Origin of the sequence: Streptomyces sp. NPDC002790 (genome assembly GCF_040295505.1) — a bacterium.
Lineage (GTDB): Bacteria > Actinomycetota > Actinomycetes > Streptomycetales > Streptomycetaceae > Streptomyces.
Genome location: NZ_JBEOVM010000001.1, coordinates 278,765 through 296,393 on the forward strand (window position 1 = coordinate 278,765; position 17,629 = coordinate 296,393).

The following is a 17,629-nucleotide window of genomic DNA, read 5'->3' on the forward strand; positions in this document are numbered from 1 at the left end:
CCTACAGGAGGGTGGGCGTGAGGTCGGGGCCGACCCCGGCCTCGTAGGCGTCCTCGTCGAACGGGTACAGCGGGCGCTCCACCCGGTGGTGTCCCAGGCGCAGCAGGTCCTGGTCGACGCCGCCGGGGGTGAGCGCGAGCAGCCAGTCGGCGGCCATGTCGTGCAGCTCCGGCTCCAGGTAGCCGATCTTGACGACGACCACGTCGTACGTCCGCGGGTCGATGCCGAGGCCGCCCTCGGCCGGACCCGTGAAGTCGGCGAGGGTGTGGAACGGCTTGCGGCGTTCGACGAGGATCACGGTGAGGCCGCCGACGCGGACCGCCGCCATGTCGACACCGCGGGCGTAGGCCCCGCCTGCCTCGCCGTCCTTCTTGTCGGCCGCGCGCTGCAACGCCTCGACGGTGCCGGTGAGTTCGTAGGGACCGCCGTGGTTCGCGTCGACCTTGCCGCCGACGGAGAGCGTGACCGACGCGCCGACTCCCGCTTCGAAGCAGGCGGCGACGGCGTCCGGGTCGGTGATGCCGGGGTGCACGGCCGTGACCTTCCCCGTGCGGATCGCGTCGTTCTCAAGGAGCTTGCCCAGCATGTACGCGAGGTCGCCCGCGCCGCCCGCGGTCGGGTTGTCGCCTGAGTCGCTGATGAGGAAGGGCCGCTTGTCGGAGGCGACGGCCTTGTCGATGCACTCCTCGGCGCTGCCGGTCGGACCGACGAAGAGGAAGTCCTTGCGGGCGTCCCAGTAGCGGCGGGCCAGCGACTCGGCTTCCTGCGCGGCGAGTTCGGCGTCGTCGCCGGTGACCACGATGGCCGCCTTGCAGCGCGGCTCGTCGGCCCAGGCGTAGCCGACCCACATCGCGGCGTCGAGGATGCCGTCCTTCTGCTCGATGTCGGCGAGCGAGGCGTAGAGGGACTTGGCGGGCTCCAGGCGGGTGCTGGTCTTCTCGCCGGGCAGCAGGACCGGGACCTGGACCCAGGCCCTGTGCGGTCGGGCACCTTCGCGCAGGCAGTGCACGAGGTTGCGGGCGGCGCGCTCGCGGGTGTCCCAGGCGTCCTCGTGCGGGGCGAGGCGGTGCGCGGTGAGCAGGTCGATGGGCTCGGCGAAGCGGCGCGAGACGTTGCCGTGCAGGTCCATGCCCGTGGAGATCATGGGCCGGCCGCCGTCGGGCGTGCCGTTGTGGTCGAGGGCCGCGCGGACCGCCTCGGTCAGGTCGCCCTCGGCGTCGGTGAGGCCGACGACGCTCATGGCGCCGTGGATGTCGTAGACGAGACCGTCGAGCGGGCCCGCCTCCCGTATGCGGGTGACGAGTTCGTTCTTGAGGATCAGGTACGACTCGGCCTCGACCGGGCCGCCGGGCAGCGAGGTCGCGTGCAGCAGCGGCACCCACTCGACCGTCTCGGCGAGGTCCGAGTCGGCCCGCGTCCACGTGTAGCGGTCGAGGAGGTCCTGCCCTCGCGTCTGCCGGAAGTCCTCGGTGGTGGACCGGTGCGGGCAGAACGTGGACGACTCGATACCGATGCCGCCGATGCCGATGCGCAGGCGGCGGCCGGTGATCGGGGTGGTGCTCGTCATGCGTGGACGCTCTCTTCCTTGAAGGCGGGGGCGGCGGCCGACAGGTTCTTGTGCAGCGCCGTGAGGCCCGCGCCGAGCAGGCCCGCGTCGCGGCCTGCGGCCGTCGTGGTGATCTCGAGGTCTGCCGTGGCGAGCGGCAGACAGCGCTCGTACAGCACGCCGCGGACGGCGGCGACGAGAGGTTCGGCGGTGGCGAGTACGCCGCCGATGGCGACGGCCCGCGGGTTGAAGAAGTTCACGACGACGGAGAGCACGGTGCCGATGTGCCGTCCCGCGGCGCGTACGAGGGTGGTGGCGACGGGGTCGCCGTCGGCGACGAGCTGGAGCAGCTCCGTGGTGTTCGCCACGTCGACGCCCTGCGCGGCGAGTTCGCGGATGAGGGCCGCGCCGCTCGCGACGGTCTCCAGGCAGCCGATGTTCCCGCAGGAGCAGGGCCGCTCGCCGGCCTCCTCCACGCGGACGTGGCTGATGTCGCCCGCGCTGCCGTTGGCTCCGTCGTGCGGCCGGCCCGCGACGATGACGCCGCTGCCGATGCCGCGGCCTGCCTTCACGACGACCATGTGGTCGAGCTCGGGCCGGGACGTGCGGTGCTCGCCGACCGCCATCATCGTGGCGTCATTGGCGACGGTCACCGGCATGCCGAGCCGCTCGGTGAGGACGTCGCGCAGCGGGTAGCGGTGCCAGCCCGGCATCCGCGAGGGGCTCAGCACGCGGCCGTCCGCCGGGTCGACGGGGCCCGGGAAGGAGACGCCGAGCGCGCGCACGGTCCGCCCCGACTCCCGCTGCGTCTCGGCGAGCCGGGCCACTTGGGCGCACAGCCAGTCGACGGCGGACTCGGGTCCCGCGGTGATGTCGTGCGGCAGGTCCTCGGCGTCGTGCACGGCCGCGCCGAGGTCGACGGCGCCGAGCCGCGCGTGCCGGCTGCCGAGATCGGCGGCGAGCGCGACACCGCCCTGCGCCTTGATCCGCAGCAGCCGGGGCCTGCGTCCGCCGCGCGAGGCGCCCTCGCCGGACTCGGTGAGCACGCCCTGGGCCACCAGCTCCTGCACGCGCAGCGAGACGGTGGAGGGTGCGAGGCCCAGTTCCCTGACGAGGTCGGCGCGGGACGCGGCGGCTCCGGACGAGACGAGCCGGAGTATGTGCTGGGCCGAGCCCGGCTCGCCTTCGTTCACGGTGTCCGTCATCCGGTCCCCCTGGGTCGTACGCCGAGACGCACTTACTTCGATGAGTTCGTTCGATGCCAGACCGAACACTAACCATCACCGAACCAGGTTCGCCAGACCCCCCGGATTTTTAGTTACTTTCCGAATGAACCTATTGACTTGTTTCGAACGGTCGACTTAGCGTTCGAGCGCCCCTCGTCGAATCTTCACACGGGGCTGGATCCCGTCCCCTTGGAGGCCCTTCGGCATGCGTTCTCTCAGGTCAAAGGCGTCCGCCGCGCTCGCCCTCGCGGCGGCGCTCGTGACGCTCACCGGCTGTACGCACGAGGCCGGCAGCATCGCCGTGGGCCGCACGGGCGGCACCCCTGTCGAGGGCGGCACGGCCACCATGGCCCTGCCCCCGGCGGCGACCCCGAACTGGATCTTCCCGATCGCGCCGCCCGGCTACGCCGCGTCGTACAACGCCGGGATCCAGCAACTCCTGTTCCTTCCCGTGTACGACGCCGTGCAGAGCAAGGGCGAACTCACCACACAGGGCCCCGGCACCCTCGGCCTCGAACCGAAGTACAGCGACGGGAACAAGACGGTCACCATCCCGCTGCGCAAGGGAGTCAAGTGGTCCGACGGGACCGAAGTGACCTCCCGGGACCTTGAGTTCGCCTTCAACCTCACCAAGGCGAACAAAGCCGACTGGGGCGGCTACTCGGTCGGGGCGTTCCCCGACAACGTCAAGAAGTTCGAGATCGTCGACGACCACACGGCCCGGCTGCGCCTGGACCGCTCGTACAACCCGGACTGGTTCACCGCGAACCAGCTCTCCCGGATGCGCGCCCTGCCCCAGCACGCCTGGGACGCCACGAAGGACGGCGGGAAGATCGGGGACTTCGACCGTACGGCCAAGGGCGCCAAGGCCGTCTTCGCGAGACTCACCGAGCACTCCAAGCACCTGGGCTCGTACGCGACCGACCCGCTCTGGAAGACCGTCAACGGGCCCTGGAAGCTGGCCGGCTGGCGGGACACCGGGCAGGTCACCATCGCCGCGAACGAGAAGTACACCGGGCCGAAGTCGGAGCGCCCGCACCTCGACAAGGTCGTCTTCAAGCCGTTCACCACCGCCGACTCCGAGTACAACGTGCTGCGCTCGGGCGGCGTCGACTACGGCTACATCCCGCCCTCTGTGATGGCGCAGAAGGAGAGCTTCGAGGACAAGGGGTACCGCGTCGATCCGTGGGAGGGCTGGGCGGCCACCTACATCGTCTACAACTTCAACTCCACGCACGCGGGCCCCGCGATGAACCAGCTCTACATCCGGCAGGCGATGCAGCACCTCGTCGACCAGGACGCGATGAGCAAGGTCATCTGGCAGGGCAGCGCGACACCCACGCTCGGCCCCGTCCCGGTCACGCCCAAGAGCCAGTACCTGTCCAAGGACATGGCGAAGAACCAGTACCCGTTCTCCGTCTCCAAGGCCAGGTCCCTGCTGTCCGCGCACGGCTGGAAGACGGTCGACGGCACGGCCCACTGCGTCCGGCCCGGTACAGGTGACGACGAGTGCGGCAAGGGCATCGGCAAGAACGACCCGCTGGAGCTGACGCTGCTCACGCAGTCCGGCTCGACCGAGACGACGAACATGATGCAGGAGCTCAAGTCCTCGCTCAGCAAGGCGGGCGTCGACCTGACCGTGCGCCAGCAGCCGCTCAACTCCGTGCTCGGCAACTCCGTTCCGTGCAAGAAGGACGACCCCGGCTGCACGTGGGACATGTCCTTCTTCGGCACCGCGGGCAGCTGGTACTACCCGCTCAACCCGAGCGGCGAGCAGCTGTTCTCCACGGGCGCCTCCTCCAACTTCGGCAACTACAGCGACAAGAAGGCCGACCGGCTGATCCGCGCGGTGCAGTACGCACCCGACATGAAGGCGATGCACAAGTACGGCTCGTACCTCGCCGAGCAACTGCCGGTGATGTGGATGCCCAACCCCGCGTACCAGGTGTCGGTGATCCGCAATGACCTGCGGGGCATCGAGCAGAACCCGACGGTCACGTTCGCGCCACAGCACTGGTACTACGTCAAGAACTCCAAGAGCGTAAAGAAGGAGGCCGAGAAGTGACCGGCTTTCTGGTCAAGCGTTTCCTTCAGGCGCTCGTCGTCCTGTTCCTCGTCTCGATCATCGTCTTCACCCTGCTGCACCTGCTGCCGGGCGGCCCCGCCCGCGCGATCCTCGGCCCCAAGGGCACACCGCAGCAGATCGAGCACTTCAACCACCTTCAGGGCTACGACCGTTCGCTGCCCACGCAGTACGGGATGTACCTCAAGCGGCTGTTCACCGGCGACCTCGGCGAGTCGTACAAGCTCAACTCGCCCGTGTTCGACCTGCTCACCCAGCGGCTGCCGAAGACACTCCTGCTCACCCTCCTGTCGACGGTGCTCGCGGTGATCATCGCGGTGCCGCTCGGCCTGCTCCAGGCGGTGCGGCGCGGCAAGGCGTCCGACTACGCGCTGACCGGGGTCGCGTTCCTGATGTACGCGACCCCGGTGTTCTTCCTCGGCCTCATCATGATCATCCTGTTCGCACAGGTGTTGCCGATCTTCCCGGCGGAGGCCCCGCAGGGCGAGTCGATCGGACAACTTCTCGGCGACATATCGGGGTTGGTCCTCCCGGTCGTGACCATGGCGTTCGGCATCGTGGCCATGTTCAGCCGCTACATGCGCTCGGCGGTCCTCGACAACCTCACCGAGGAATACGTGCGCACGGCCATGGCGAAGGGCCAGTCGAGCCGCCGGATCATGGTCAAGCACGTGCTGCGCAACGCCCTGATCCCGCTCGCCACCCTGCTCGGCCTCTACTTGCCGACCCTGTTCAGCGGTGCCCTCGTCGTCGAGTCGATGTTCAACTACCCCGGCATGGGGCTGCTGTTCTGGAACGCCGCGCAGGGCTCGGACTTCCCCGTCCTCCTCGGCGTGACCCTCGTCGTCGGCATCGCGACCGTCCTCGGCTCGCTGATCACCGACATCCTGTACGCCGTCCTCGACCCCCGGATCCGGAGCGTGTCATGACCACTGCTGTGACGACCCCTCCCATACCGGGACAGGAGGAGACCGCGCAGGCCACGCCCTCGCTGGCCCGCCGCACCCTGCGCGTGTTCACGGGCAACAAGCTGGCCCTGAGCGGCGTCATCCTGCTCGTCCTGCTGCTGGCCTTCTGCTACCTGGGCCCGCTGGTCCACCCGACCGAGCAGATCCACACCGACCTGTCCCAGGCGAACCTCTCGCCCGGCACGTCAGGACACCTCCTGGGCACGACCGACCTCGGCTACGACATGCTCGGCCGGCTCATGGTCGCGGGGCAGACGTCCCTCGAAATCGGCCTGGCGGCCGGCCTGTTGGCGACCCTGTTCGGCACCGTGTACGGCGCCGTCGCCGGATACTTCGGCGGCTGGGTCGACGCGGCGATGATGCGGATCACCGACGCCGCGCTCGCCATCCCGGCGATGTTCCTCCTCGTGGTCGTCGCCGCGATCATCACGCCCACCAAGGGCATCCTGATCCTCATCATCGCGTGCGTCGCCTGGCTCTCCCCCGCCCGCCTGGTGCGCGGCGAGGCGCTGTCGCTGCGCAACCGGGAGTACGTCCAGGCGATGCGGATGATGGGCGGTGGCGGCGCGCGTGCGGTGTTCAAGCACATCGTGCCGAACGCCATCGGCACGGTCATCGTCAACTGCACGTTCCAGATCGCCGACGCCATCCTCTACGTCAGCTACCTGGCCTTCCTCGGCCTTTCGATCCCGCCGCCGTCCGCCGACTGGGGCTCGATGCTGTCCTCCGGCATCACCTACACGCAGAACGGCTACTGGTGGCTGATCTTCCCGCCGGGCATCGCGATCGTCCTCGTCGTCGCCGCGTTCAACTTCATCGGCGACGGACTGCGCGACGCGTTCGAAGTACGGCTGCGCAAGTAGCGCCCACGTGGAACAAGGCCGGGACCAGGCCGGGACCAGGCAACGCAAGGGATCTAGGAAAGCTGACATGACCGAGCCTCTGCTCAGGATCGACGACCTGCGCGTCGACATCTCCACACGCGACCGCACCGTCCACGCCCTCGACGGGGTCTCGCTCGAACTGGCGCCGGGAGAAGCACTCGGCATCGTCGGCGAGTCCGGCTGCGGAAAGACCATGACCGCGCTCAGCGTCCTCGGCCTGCTGCCCTCCGGCGGCGAGGTGACCGGTGGACGCATCATGTTCGAGGGCCAGGACCTGGCCGCCGCGTCCGCGCCGGTCCTCCAGGACGTGCGCGGCAACACCATCGGCATGGTGTTCCAGGACCCGCTGACCTCCCTGAACCCGACGATGACCATCGGCGCGCAGGTCGCGGAGCCGCTGCTGCTGCACCGGGACGTGACCAAGAAGGAGGCGTGGGCGCGCGCCGAGGAGACGCTGCGGCTGGTCGGCATGCCGCAGCCGGCCGAGCGGATGAAGGCGTATCCGCACCAGCTCTCCGGCGGCATGCGCCAGCGCGTGGCCATCGCCATGGCGCTGGTCTGCGAGCCGAAGCTGCTGATCGCGGACGAGCCGACCACCGCGCTCGACGTGACGACTCAGCACCAGATTCTGGAGCTCATCGACGGACTGCGCGAGCGGCTCGGCATGGCGATGATCCTGGTCACGCACGACCTCGGCGTCATCGCGAACCGGGTCGACAAGGTGGCCGTCATGTACGCGGGCCAGGTCGCGGAACAGTCCGATGTACGGGGCCTGTTCGCCCGCCCGCGGCACCGCTACACGGAGGCGCTGTTCGCGGCGCTGCCCGAGCGTGCGGCGGACAACGAGACGGAGCTGCACACCATCCCCGGCCTGCCGCCGAGCCTGACGGTGCGGCCCACGGGGTGCCGGTTCGCGCCGCGCTGCCTGTTCGCGACGGACGACTGCCGGACCCTTGAGCCGTTCCTCGAGGAGGACGAAGTGCAGGGCGCGGACCACCGGTTCGCGTGCTTCCACCCGGTGCCGACGGCGGCGGACGCCGCCGCGTCGGGTGAGGTGGTGGCACCCGCGCCGATCCCTCCGCAGGACGCGCCCGCCTCCGACGTCCTGGTCGAACTCGACGCCCTGGTCAAGGAGTTCCCGCTCAAGGGCGGCCCGTTCTCGCGCAGCAAGGGCACGGTCAGCGCGGTCGGCGGGGTGTCGCTGAGCATCCGCAAGGGCGAGACGTTCGGCATGGTCGGCGAGTCCGGCTGCGGCAAGACGACGCTCGGCCGGATCGTGGCGGGCCTGGAGGAGCCGACGGCGGGTGCCGTACGTTTCGGGGGCCGGGACCGCGCGGAGTTGTCGCGCTCGGAGCGACGCGCGCACCGCCGCGACGTCCAGCTGATGTTCCAGGACTCGACGGCGGCGATGGACCCGCGCATGCGGGTCGGCGAGATCCTGCGCGAGCCGCTCGTCATCCAGGGCGTCGGCGACAAGGCCGAGCAGGAGAAGCTGATCGGCGAACTCCTCGACGCGGTGGGCCTGCCGCGCGGCGCGGTGCAGCGCTACCCGCACGAGTTCTCCGGCGGCCAGCGCCAACGCCTTGGTCTGGCAAGGGCGTTGACGCTCTCCCCCGATCTGGTGGTGGCGGACGAGCCGGTGTCGGCGCTCGACGTGTCGGTGCAGGCGCAGATTCTGAACCTGATGCGGGAGTTGCAGCGCGAACGCGGCCTCACCTACCTGTTCATCTCGCACGACCTGGCGGTGGTCCGCTACCTCGCGGACACGGTCGGGGTGATGTACCTGGGCAAGCTGGTGGAGGTGGGTCCTGCCGAGCAGGTCTACAACCATCCGCTGCACCCGTACACGCGGGGCCTGCTGGACACGGTGAACGTGCCGGATCCGGAGGCGGCCGCCGTGGGTACCCCGCTGACGGGCGAGACGCCGTCGGCGGCGAAGCCCCCGTCGGGCTGCCGGTTCCGCACGCGGTGCCCGATCGCGCAGGACGTCTGCGCGACGACGGAGCCGCCGGTTTCGACGCCGGACTCGGCGGGTCACCGGGTGGCGTGCCACTTCCCGCTGGCGGTGCCGACACCGGCCTGACCTGCGGAGACGGTCCATGCGGGGGCCGTTGTCAGTGGTGGGATGCAGACTGACCGACACCTGGAAACAACGACGTTTCGAAAGGTTCGGCATGACTGACGTACTACTGGCGGTAGGCACCCGCAAGGGCCTCTTTCTGGGCCGCAAGCGCGACGGCGGCCCGTTCGAGTTCGACGAGAGCCCGTACTTCAACGCGCAGGCGGTGTACTCGGCCGCCATCGACACCCGCGGGGAGCGACCACGGCTCCTCGCGGGCGGCGACAGCGCGCACTACGGGCCATCCGTCTTCCACTCGGACGACCTGGGCCGCACCTGGACCGAGCCGTCCAAGCCGGCCGTCAGGTTCCCCGAATTCACCGGGACTTCACTGGAGCGGGTGTGGCAACTGCACCCTGCTGCCGCCGAGCCGGACGTGGTGTACGCGGGCACGGAACCGGCGGCGCTGTACCGCTCGGAGGACCGTGGCGAGACCTTCGAGCTGTGCCGCCCGCTGTGGGAGCACCCCACGCGCTCGCAGTGGGTCCCGGGCGGCGGCGGAGAGGGCCTGCACACGATCCTGACGGATGAGCGGAACCCGGCCGCCGTGACTGTGGCCGTCTCCACGGCGGGCGTCTTCCGCACGGCGGACGGCGGCGAGAGCTGGGACCCGGCGAACTCCGGGGTGGCCGCGGTCTTCCTGCCCGACCCGAACCCCGAGTTCGGCCAGTGCGTGCACAAGGTGACGCGGGACGCCGTCGACCCCGACCGCCTCTACCTGCAGAACCACTGGGGCGTGTACCGCAGCGACGACGGCGGCGGAAAGTGGCTCGACATCGGCGAGGGCCTCCCCTCGACCTTCGGCTTCGCCGCGGCCGCGCACCCGCACCGCGGCGACACGGCGTACATCTTCCCCATCACCGCGGACATGGACCGCGTCCCGGCCGACCACCGATGTCGTGTCTACCGCACCCAGGACGCCGGCACGACCTGGGAACCCCTGGCCCACGGCCTCCCGGCGGAGGACCACTACGGCACGGTCCTGCGCGACGCCCTGTGCACGGACGACAACGACCCGGCGGGCGTCTACTTCGGCAACCGCAACGGCGAGGTGTTCGCGTCCCCGGACGACGGCGACACCTGGCAGCAGGTGGCGTCGCATCTGCCGGATGTGTTGTGTGTGCGGGCGGCGGTGGTGGGTTGAGAGTGACCGGGGTTGCGGTTGCGGGGCTCTGCCCCGGGCCCCGCTGCTCAAGCGCCGCAGGGGCTTTATATGGCTGATTGCGCTTGATCTGCCTGTTTCAGTAGGCGTTGGAGCCGCAAGCCCCGATGCGCGTCCAGTTCACCGGATCGGCCCGACCGTACCGACTCCGCGAACTCCCGCCGCAGGACCGGCCAGCATTCCTCGTGGTCGATCCCGGCCGTGTCGTAGACGAGCTCCGGGCCAGGGCCGAAGAGTTCGATGCGGGTCAGGGCGCGGTCCCGTGCGACCGTTCCCGACAGGGATGCCTGGCTCACCGCGCCGTTCTCGTGTTCGCAGGTCAGCTCGAGCCAGCGGCGGGAGTCGCCCGTGGCGCGGATCGACGCGATCGGGCCGATCGCCGCGTCGAGAAGGTCGAGGAGGTGGGGGCCCAGGTCGTAGAGGGCGCCGTGTTCCAGGCGCCAGGACGTGGCGAAGTCGCCGCCCAGGAAGGCTCCGTGGAGGTAGCAGGAGCGGGCGCCCGTCACCTCGGTGCGCCGCGCCTGCTCGATGAAGCGGCGCGTCGTCGGGTGGTAGCGCTTCGTCAGGACGAGTTGGGAGACGACGCCCGCGTCGTCGACGGCGTCCACCAGGCGTTCGGCCGAGGACAGGTCCAGGGCCAAGGGCTTCTCCAGGAGCAACGCTTTGCCGGCCTTCGCTGCCCTCGGCGCCAACTCGGCCTGTACGGAGGGCGGTACGGCGAAGGCGACCGCCTCGCAGTGGTCGAGGAGTTCGTCGAAGCTCGCCGCGACTGCCGCGCCATAGGGTTCGGCCGTCGCGCGGGCCGCGTCCGTCCGGCGGGCCCAGACGGCGGTCAGCCGCGTCTCGGGGCCCGCGGCGAGCATGCGGGCGTGCATGGTGCGGGCCCAGGGGCCGGCGCCGACGAGTGCGACCCGGACGGGGTCGTGGGGCCATGCGGTGTTGTCCGTCACTGGGTTCCTTGCGGTTCTTGTGCGTCGTCCGACGCGGCGAGCGCGCGCAGGCGGGCGTCCGCGCGTTCGGGGGCGTAGAGGACATCGACGACCATCGCCGCCGCTCCGATCAGGCCCGCGTGGTCGCCGAGCCGGGAAGTGACGACGTCGAGGTGGGCGGTGGTGCGCGGCATCGCCCGCTGGTAGAGGAGTTCGCGGACTCCGGTGAGGAAGGGGATGCTCGCGAGGTCGCCCGCGAGCACCAGGACACCGGGGTTGAGGAGGGTCACGACCGTGGCCAGGACCTCGCCGGCGCGCTGACCCGCTTCGCGGGCGAGGCGGACGGCGTCGGGATGCCCCTGTTCCAGGAGGGCCTTGACGTCGGCCCCGGTGGCGACCGCCATGCCCTGGTGGGAGAGGTCCCTGGCGAGCGCGCGGCCGCTGGCCACCGCCGCCAGACAGCCGTAGGAGCCGCACATGCACAGGGCGTCGGGCTTGTCGTGGAGACGGATGTGGCCGATGTCGCCGGCCCCGCCGTCGATGCCGCGGAAGATCTCGTTGTTGACGACGACGCCCGCGCCGATGCCCGTGGACACCTTGATGAGGACGAAGGCGGCGCAGTCGGGGTGGCCCGCCTGGTGTTCGGCCAGGGCCATCAGGTTGGCGTCGTTGTCGACGAAGACAGGGACCGTCCGGCCCGTCGCGTCCTCCATCGAGGCGCCCACGTGCTCGGCGTACGCCTCCCGCATCCGCTCCCTGATCGGGAAGCGGTCCCAGCCCGGCATGATCGGCGGCTGGACGACCTGTCCCGTCTCCCACTCCACCGGGCCCGGCACCGAAAGGCCGATGCCGCAGATCCGCTCGGGCGGGGTGGCGGAGGCGGCGAGCAACTCCGGGAAGCAGCCCGCCAGTCGGTCGAGCACCCGGTCGGGTCCGTCGCCGATGTCGAGGTCGAGGGTCCGCTCCGCGAGGAGCGTGCCCCCGAGGTCGAGCACGGCCACGCGCGCGTGCCGGGTCTCCAGGTCCACCGCGAGGACGGCCGCGTGAGCGGGGTCGAAGGCGATGCGGTGCGAGGGCCGCCCGCCGGTGGACGTGCCGGAGTCCTGGCGCAGCCAGCCCGCCCGGTCGAGTTCGTCGAGGCGGAAGCCGACCGTGGAGCGGGACAGGCCGGTCGCGCGTTGCAGCTCGGCGCGGGTGTTGGCCTGGCCGCCGCGGATCAGCTGCAGCAGTCGGCCCGCGCTCGCCGGGCCGGTCGTGCTCATCGTCTTCTTCCCCCTGGTCAATGGAGTCGTTTCTCCCCGGTCAGCTCTTGTCCGCGCCGGCGGTGAGACCCTCGGTCAGCAGGCGTTCGGCTGCGAAGAACAGGATTACCACGGGGATGGTCAGCACCACGGACCCGGCCATCAGCACCGTCTTCGAGACCTCGATGCCGTTGGACAGCTGGGCGAGTCCGAGCGACACCGTCCACTTGTCGGGGTCGGCGGCCAGGAAGAGGAGCGCGAAGAGGAATTCGTTCCACGCGATCATCAGCACGTAGAGGCCCGTCGCCATGAGAGAGGGCAGGGCGAGCGGAAGGATGATCTTCCGGACCGTCTGAAGTCGACTGCAGCCGTCGAGCGCCGCCGCTTCTTCGATCGAGTACGGGATGGTGACCAGGTAGTTCTTGAGCATGTAGATCGCGACGGGCACGGTCTGCGCCACGTAGACGATCGCCAGACCGATCAGGCTCGACGACAGGCCGATCTTCGCGAACATCACGAACAGCGGGACCGCGAGCAGCGTCGAGGGGAACATGTAGACCGCGAGGAACAGGGCGCTGACCTGGCGGTTTCCGAAGAACTTCAGGCGACTGATCGCGTACGCGCCGGGGACCGCCGCGAGCAGCGTCAGGGCGACCGTTCCGAGGGACACCAGGGCCGAATTGCGCAGGAGCTGGAGGAAGCCCTGGCCACCGTCGTCGGTGGAGCGCAGCACCTCGGTGTACGTGTCGAGGGTGAACTGCTTGGCCGACACCCACAGCGAGCCGGGGTCGAGCAGCAGCGAGTCGATCGGCTTCACCGAAAGCAGCAGCATGTAGTAGAAGGGCACGATCGTGATCAGCGCGAGGAACGCGATGACCACCCACCGTGCGATGCCGAAGAACCGCTCCTCGAACTGCGCGCGCGTCATGGCCCGCTTGCCGGGACCCGTATGCGTGCTGGTCACGACTCCTCCTGGACCTTGTTGCCGAAGAACTTGAAGTACAGGCCCAGCAGGACCATGAGGACGACGGCCAGGACGAGGGCCTGGGCGGCAGCGGCGCCGACGTCGTAGCGCGAGGTGAGGAAGTCGTAGACGCGCACGGCCGCGACGTCGGTGCCGGCGCCGCCGCCGGTCAGCAGGTAGACGTCGTCGAACTTGTTGAACGTCATGATGAAGCGCAGCACGCACAGCAACGCGATCACCGGCATGAGCTGCGGCAGCATGACGTGCCGGAAGCGCTGGGTGGGCGTGGCGCCGTCGACCATCGCGGCTTCCTCCAGGCCGTCCGGGACCGCCTGGAGGCGGGCGAGGATGAAGAGGAAGGCGAAGGGGAAGTAGCGCCAGCACTCGAAGGCGATCACCGTGAGCAGCGCGAGCGGGATGTCGAAGTGCAGGCCCAGGACATGGACTTCGTACGCGCGCGTGGACAGGAACGCGATCGGGTCGTCCCAGCCGAAGAGCTTCTGTCCCCACTCGTTGACGATGCCGTACTGCGGGCTGAGCGCGACCTCCCACACGAACGCGACGGCCACGACCGGCGCCACGTACGGCAGCAGCATCGCGGCGCGCAGCAGGCCGCGCCCCCGGAAGGGCTTGCGCAGGGCCAGCGCGGCGACCAGGCCGAGGGCGACGGAGCCGAAGGTGGCGCCGACGGTGTACAGGAGCGTGGTGCCGAGGCTGGACCAGAAGCCGGCGGAGTCGAAGACCTGCGAGAAGTTGCGCAGGCTCCAGTTGCCGAACAGGCCCATGCCCTGGATGTCGACGAGCTTGGCGCGCTGGAAGGCGAGCAGCACCGTCCACAGGATCGGCAGCACCACGACGACGAGGACGACGAGGAAGGTGGGGCTGACGAAGGCGAGACCCGCGCGGTTGGTGCGGCGGCTCGCGGTCATGGGCCTGCGGGGGCGGCGGCCTGGCGGGGTCGGTGATCCGTCGGGTGGGTTGCGGCGCTGCGTCGCGCCGGTGGTGGCGGTAGTCATGGCGAGGCTTTCGTGGGTCCGGCGGAGGGGCTACTGCAGGGACTTCTTCAGGGCGGCGACCTCTTCCTCGGCCTCGCGCGAGGCCTCGCGGGGTGAGGTCTGGCCCGCGGTCATGGCGCCGATGGCCTTCGGGACCGGCAGTTCGCCGTTGGTGGCGCCGACCAGTGCGCCCTCGCCCTGCTCGATGCCCCAGCGGCGCAGATCGCCGATGCCGGCGGCCAGTTGGTCGAGGAGCTGCGGCGAGTAGACCTCGTCGAGGGGCTTGCGCTCACCGACGCCGATCTTGCTGTGCCGCCAGGCGGCCATGTACTTCTCGGGCTCGGCGGCGGTGCCGCGGCGGACCGGGATCTTGCCCTCGGGGGCCTGTCCGAACCAGGACTCGTAGCCGCTGCCCATCATGTACTCGATGAACTCGCGGGAGGCGTCCGTCTCCGCGGTCTTGGTGGTGACCCAGGAGGTGATCTCGCCGAACTGTGCGGCCTTGCTCGCCCGGGCGCCCTTGAGCGCGGTGACGATGCCGGTGTTGTCGGCGAGGAACTGCTTGTCCTTGCCGTCGCACTGCGGGCAGCTGGGCAAGGCGTCCTTGCGCAGGCCCGCCAGCTCGTCCAGGAGGAACGAGGACCAGATCATCATCGACGAGCGGCCCGAGAAGTAGGTGGCGCGCGTCGAGTCGACGGTCTGTGTGCCGGGGGCTCCGTACTCGCGCGCCAGCTTGTCGTACGTGTCGAAGGCCTTGACGCACTGCGGGGAGCCGAGGGCGACCTCGCCGCGCTCGTCGACGAGTTGGCAGTCGTTGGCCAGCGCGAGGCTCTCGAAGCTCTGCGAGGTGAAGACGTCCGAGGGGTCGGTGGCGGCAGACACACCGTCGTGCCCCTTGGTGGTGAGCTTCTTGGCGGCGGTGACGAGCTTGTTGTACGTGTCCGGCTTGTCGAGGCCCGCCTTGGCGAAGTCGTCCTTGCGATAGACGAGGAGCTGCAGCCAGGCGTCGGAGGGGACGCCGAGGCTGACCTTGCCGTCGCTGGTGAGCTTGAGGGCGTTCTTGTCGAACGTCCCCGGGCCCAGCTTATTGACGATCTGTCGGGGTATGTCGGTGTTGAGCAGACCGTTGCTGTACATCTGCCAGGTCTGGCCCATGGGGGCCGCGCCGATCACGTCGGGCAGCTTTCCGGACGCCGCCGCGGACATGATGAGCTGGGGCATCTGCCCCTCGTCGACGCCGACGAGATGCACCTTGACACCGGTCTTCTTCTCGAAGCCGTCGATGATCCTCTGCGTCGCCGCGACGCGGTCCGGGAGGTTCTCCTGGGACCACACGGTGATCTCTCGGTCCGGTGTACCCGGACCTGTGCTGCTGGAGCAGCCGGTGAGCAGCCCTGTGCCCAAGGCTGCCGTGGCGCCGACCGCGATCGCCCTCGACCGCCGCGTCCTGGTGCGCATTGCCCGTCCTCATCGCCGGCTTACGTCTGTCAAGCACGCATCTCAGCACTACTTTTGCATGTTGACAAGACATAAGTTGCGGATATTCTCGACCCAACCAACAGGCACACCACTCTTTTTCGGAGCCGTCCGTGGAACGCGTCGTTCAATTCGCAGGTCCTCGCCAGGTGGAGGTGGCCGAGCACGAAAGCCTGGAGCTGCCGCCGGGCCACCTGCGCGTCCACACCCGCTACTCGGGCATCTCGGCCGGCACGGAGCTGACCGCCTACCGCGGCACGAACCCCTATCTGACCCGGACCTGGGACGCCGATGCCCGGCTCTTCCGCGACGACGAGGCCGGTATCTCGTACCCGGTCGTCGGCTGGGGCTACTCCGAGGTCGGCGAAGTCACCGAGGTCTCCCCGGAGTTGGCCGGCACACCCGGCATGCCCGAGGTCGGCGATCTCGTGTGGGGCATCTGGGGCCACCGCAGCGAGGGCATCGTTCCGGCCGAGCGCATGATCGGCCACACCCTCCCGGCGGGCCTCGAACCCCTGGCGGGCGCCTTCGCCCGGGTCGGCGCCATCGCGTACAACGCGGTCCTGGCCGGCGGCATCAACCTCGGCGAGGACGTCGCCGTGTTCGGTCAGGGCGTCATCGGCCTGATCGCCACCCGCCTCGCCCAGCTCAGCGGCGCCCGCGTCACCGCGGTCGACGCGATGGACGCCCGCCTGGAGTCGGCGAAGAAGTACGGCGCCCACGCCACGCTCAACGCCCGCACGGACGCGGTCGCCGAACGCATCCGCGAGGCCACCGGGGGCCGCGGCACCGACCTCGCCATCGAGATCAGCGGCGCCTACCCGGCGCTGCACACGGCCGTCCGCTCGGTGACCGTCGGCGGCCGCGTCGTCGCCTCCGGCTTCTACCAGGGCGACGGCATCGGGCTGCGGCTCGGCGACGAGTTCCACCACAACCGGGTGGAGATCGTCTGCTCGCAGATCGGCGGCGTGCCGGGACCGCTGTCCGGCCGCTGGACCGTGGAGCGCCTCCAGCAGACGTTCCTGCGGCTCGTCGCCGAGGGGCAGGTGGACGTGGAGTCCCTCGTCAGCCATGTCGTCCCGGTCGCGGATGCGGCCGAGGCCTACGTGCTGCTCGACGAACGCCCCGCCGACGCCCTCCAGGTCGTCCTGGAATTCTGAGAGGTACCTCGAAACATGCTGAAGATCGCTGCCCAGGAACAGCTGCTGCCCGGCGAGAGCCTCCAGCGGAAGTGGGAGTTCGCGCAGGGCGCCGGCTACGACGCCATCGAGCTGCGCGCCAAGGGCGACCTGCACTTCGCTTCCCGGCTCCCGGAGTTGAAGCAGGCACTCAAGGACGGCGTGGTCATGCCGACCGTGTGCGTCGACATGCTGCACTTCTTCGGCGCCTTCGACGATGGGCTGCGCCGCGACGCGATCGCCCAGATGAAGTCGCAGCTGTCCGTCATCGCGGAACTCGGCGGGCTCGGCGCGCAGACCCCGGCCTCGTACGGGATGTTCTCGCGCCGGCTGCCCCCGTTCGAGCCGCCGCGCTCGGAGGAGCAGGACCGCGAGATCCTGCTCGAAGGGCTCACCGAGCTCGGCGAGCACGCGTCCGCCGAGGGCGTCACGCTCTACCTCGAACCGCTCAACCGGTACGAGGACCACATGGTCAACCGCCTTGAGCAGGCCGCCGAGTTGATCAAGGAGGTCGGTCTCGACTCGGTCCGGATCGGCATCGACAGCTACCACATGAACATCGAGGAGTCCGACCCCGCGCAGGCGATTCTCACCCACGCCCCCTACATCGGGCACGCCCAGGTCTCGGACTCCAACCGCTTCCAGCCGGGCGCGGGACACCTCGACTGGCAGGCATGGCTGGGCGCCCTGCACATCGCCGGCTACGAGGGGTACCTCGCGGCCGAGTGCCGGCTGACCGGCGACCCGGTCGAGGCGGTCCGCTCCGTCCCCGCTTTCCTCAAGGGGTCCGGCGCGTGACCGCTCTCCTCGACCGGCCCGCCCGCACCGCCGCCGCGGACCTGACCCTGCGGCGCGGTG

The 17,629-nt window shown here is 69.9% G+C and carries 14 protein-coding genes; 7 read left to right on the forward strand and 7 right to left on the reverse strand.

Annotation, left to right across the window (positions count from 1 at the left end; all coding sequences use genetic code 11):
• Window position 1: 1 nt before the first annotated feature.
• Both ABT004_RS01315 and ABT004_RS01320 read right to left on the reverse strand, forming a co-directional pair.
• Complete coding sequence (locus ABT004_RS01315; RefSeq protein ID WP_351330610.1) at window positions 2-1,567, reverse strand: M81 family metallopeptidase; 1,566 nt, start codon at window positions 1,565-1,567, stop codon at window positions 2-4.
• Complete coding sequence (locus tag ABT004_RS01320; RefSeq protein WP_351330611.1) at window positions 1,564-2,751, reverse strand: ROK family transcriptional regulator; 1,188 nt, start codon at window positions 2,749-2,751, stop codon at window positions 1,564-1,566. Before ABT004_RS01320 ends, ABT004_RS01315 begins: the two co-directional genes overlap by 4 nt.
• Before the next feature lie 226 nt (window positions 2,752-2,977).
• On the opposite strand from ABT004_RS01320, the gene ABT004_RS01325 reads away from it, so the two are divergent.
• From ABT004_RS01325 to ABT004_RS01345, 5 genes are all read left to right on the forward strand, one after another.
• On the forward strand, window positions 2,978-4,837 hold the full coding sequence (locus tag ABT004_RS01325) for a peptide ABC transporter substrate-binding protein (protein WP_351330613.1): 1,860 nt from the start codon (window positions 2,978-2,980) through the stop codon (window positions 4,835-4,837).
• Window positions 4,834-5,784, forward strand: coding sequence for an ABC transporter permease (locus ABT004_RS01330; RefSeq protein ID WP_351330614.1), 951 nt, complete (start codon window positions 4,834-4,836; stop codon window positions 5,782-5,784). The genes ABT004_RS01325 and ABT004_RS01330 overlap by 4 nt, the downstream gene beginning before the upstream one ends.
• Window positions 5,781-6,686 (forward strand): ABC transporter permease, encoded by a 906-nt coding sequence (locus ABT004_RS01335; protein WP_351330616.1) that lies wholly within the window; start codon window positions 5,781-5,783, stop codon window positions 6,684-6,686. The genes ABT004_RS01330 and ABT004_RS01335 overlap by 4 nt, the downstream gene beginning before the upstream one ends.
• A 67-nt stretch (window positions 6,687-6,753) precedes the next feature.
• On the forward strand, window positions 6,754-8,790 hold the full coding sequence (locus ABT004_RS01340) for an ABC transporter ATP-binding protein (protein WP_351330618.1): 2,037 nt from the start codon (window positions 6,754-6,756) through the stop codon (window positions 8,788-8,790).
• Between the two features lie 91 nt (window positions 8,791-8,881).
• Window positions 8,882-9,970 carry a WD40/YVTN/BNR-like repeat-containing protein gene (locus tag ABT004_RS01345; RefSeq protein ID WP_351330620.1) on the forward strand — a complete coding sequence of 363 codons (1,089 nt, stop codon included), beginning with the start codon at window positions 8,882-8,884 and terminating at the stop codon, window positions 9,968-9,970.
• Between the two features lie 65 nt (window positions 9,971-10,035).
• On the opposite strand, the gene ABT004_RS01350 is transcribed toward ABT004_RS01345, so the two are convergent.
• From ABT004_RS01350 to ABT004_RS01370, 5 genes are read right to left on the reverse strand one after another with little or no spacing between them, the layout of a single operon-like run.
• On the reverse strand, window positions 10,036-10,938 hold the full coding sequence (locus ABT004_RS01350; protein ID WP_351330622.1) for a Gfo/Idh/MocA family protein: 903 nt from the start codon (window positions 10,936-10,938) through the stop codon (window positions 10,036-10,038).
• Complete coding sequence (locus ABT004_RS01355; RefSeq protein WP_351330624.1) at window positions 10,935-12,179, reverse strand: ROK family transcriptional regulator; 1,245 nt, start codon at window positions 12,177-12,179, stop codon at window positions 10,935-10,937. The genes ABT004_RS01350 and ABT004_RS01355 overlap by 4 nt, the downstream gene beginning before the upstream one ends.
• Before the next feature lie 40 nt (window positions 12,180-12,219).
• A complete protein-coding gene (locus ABT004_RS01360) occupies window positions 12,220-13,086 on the reverse strand; it encodes a carbohydrate ABC transporter permease (protein WP_351330654.1) in 867 nt (288 codons plus the stop codon).
• Window positions 13,087-13,118: 32 nt separating this feature from the next.
• Window positions 13,119-14,138 carry a carbohydrate ABC transporter permease gene (locus ABT004_RS01365; RefSeq protein ID WP_351330626.1) on the reverse strand — a complete coding sequence of 340 codons (1,020 nt, stop codon included), beginning with the start codon at window positions 14,136-14,138 and terminating at the stop codon, window positions 13,119-13,121.
• Window positions 14,139-14,168: 30 nt separating this feature from the next.
• Entirely contained in the window at window positions 14,169-15,575 is a 1,407-nt protein-coding gene (locus ABT004_RS01370; RefSeq protein WP_351330628.1) for an ABC transporter substrate-binding protein, read from the reverse strand.
• Between the two features lie 131 nt (window positions 15,576-15,706).
• Here ABT004_RS01370 and ABT004_RS01375 point away from each other — a divergent pair, with 131 nt between their 5' ends.
• Together ABT004_RS01375 and ABT004_RS01380 are read left to right on the forward strand one after the other, a co-directional pair.
• A complete protein-coding gene (locus ABT004_RS01375; RefSeq protein ID WP_351330629.1) occupies window positions 15,707-16,753 on the forward strand; it encodes a zinc-dependent alcohol dehydrogenase in 1,047 nt (348 codons plus the stop codon).
• Window positions 16,754-16,768: 15 nt separating this feature from the next.
• Window positions 16,769-17,569 carry a TIM barrel protein gene (locus ABT004_RS01380; RefSeq protein ID WP_351330631.1) on the forward strand — a complete coding sequence of 267 codons (801 nt, stop codon included), beginning with the start codon at window positions 16,769-16,771 and terminating at the stop codon, window positions 17,567-17,569.
• The last annotated feature ends 60 nt before the right edge of the window (window positions 17,570-17,629 follow it).